The sequence below is a fragment of the Mesorhizobium sp. M1A.F.Ca.IN.020.06.1.1 genome, from assembly GCF_004023265.1.
Lineage (GTDB): Bacteria > Pseudomonadota > Alphaproteobacteria > Rhizobiales > Rhizobiaceae > Mesorhizobium.
In genome coordinates, this window is sequence record NZ_RZSR01001274.1 from 1 (window position 1) to 1,330 (window position 1,330).

General features: G+C 59.1%; 1 protein-coding gene and 1 pseudogene. Both read right to left on the bottom strand.

Annotated elements, in window-relative coordinates:
- Positions 1 to 14 precede the first annotated feature (14 nt).
- Complete coding sequence (locus tag EOA60_RS33215) at positions 15 to 1,019, bottom strand: succinylglutamate desuccinylase/aspartoacylase family protein (protein ID WP_128312633.1); 1,005 nt, start codon at positions 1,017 to 1,019, stop codon at positions 15 to 17.
- A 105-nt stretch (positions 1,020 to 1,124) separates the two neighbouring features.
- Positions 1,125 to 1,330, bottom strand: a pseudogene (locus EOA60_RS38455) (M24 family metallopeptidase); the annotation flags it as partial.

Here is a 1,330-nt window from a genome sequence, read left to right on the forward strand (position 1 = left end):
GTTGGTACCGGAGCTTAGGTTTCCAGCTCCGTCATCAACCCGAACAAGGCGTCACCCGTTGAGGTCAACGTAAGAAAGCGCCGGAAGCACACAACACCACCGGCGCTGAAGGAAAGATCGACAGGATTGCCCAAGGCGTCATCGAGGCGGTGCAGCCGCCCGGCCCGCTGTCCGGGCACCACTCGCTCGCCAACTTTGACGAAAGGCTCGAATAGACCCGGGAGAGGCGCGTAAAGATTGCCTGCGGTGCCAACCGGCCGGCATAGTAGTGTTTGATCTGAATCCGCGCAATCGAGCCCAGAAGCGATGCCATATTGTCCCAGAACGCGCCGAATACCGTTCTCAGCGATGGATAGCCCATATTCGGACAGTGTTGGACCGCCGCCTAGCTCAGCTGTTAGCGCAGGGATGCCTTGCTGTTCGGCGGCTGCATATAGCGTGGAACCCGCACCTCCCCCAGAGCCATCAGTGATCATGCCGTATGGTGCGCCGAAGCATGTGATAAGATCCCGGATAGCTTGAGCTTCCCCCTTTGTGCGGCCATGGCGAGCCAGCGACATGGGAAGATATTCCAGAGAACTCCCGCCCGAATGGAGGTCGATCACCAAGTCGGAAAGTGGGAAGAGTTCTGTGGCGACATAGTGCGCAATGGCTGCTGTCGGCCCGCTCTCGGCAGAACCTGGAAAGAGCCGATTGAGGTTGCCTCCGTCGAGCGGGGAATTACGACAGCCGGCGGCAACGGCTGGCTGGTTGAGGGCAGGGAGGATAATGACGCGGCCCTGCAGCTGAGTCGCGGCGAGATCATGCACCAGCTTACGCAGGGCAACTTGCCCCTCGTATTCGTCACCGTGGGTGCCTGCCGTAAGTAGGGCCGTAGGCCCGTCGCCTCCCTTCAAGCACAGCATAGGCACTGGGATCCAGCCATAGGCGGACGTATTCGAAGAATGCGGGACGCGGATGAAATCCGATTGGACTCCGAATGCGTTGAAGTCAATGCTGGTCCACACCGTGCTCTTCATAGGACGCTCGTTAATTCCCTGCGGCCGGATCCGGCATGCCTCACAATCTCACGCGTCGAAATCCGCTGCGCCTGACATATTACCGCGGCCAAGCTAAATGTGCGGTTAGAGATCGACAACTGGAAGTTTCGACGGGGCCAATGTGCTGAGGAACTCCGGCCCATGTGGCGTCACCCTGAATACCTCCTCGGTTTGGAACATGCCTCCGGCCGCCTCAACCTTTGGCTCTACATGAAGGACCATATCTTCCTGGATCACTTCTGTAGATCCGGCCATCAATGAGGGAGGCTCGGTCAGCGCGAGCCCAGACC

What these genes read in the sequence shown, in the direction of transcription:
- EOA60_RS33215 (WP_128312633.1), bottom strand. Translation starts at nt 1,019, where the DNA reads ATGAAGAGCACGGTGTGGACCAGCATTGACTTCAACGCATTCGGAGTC.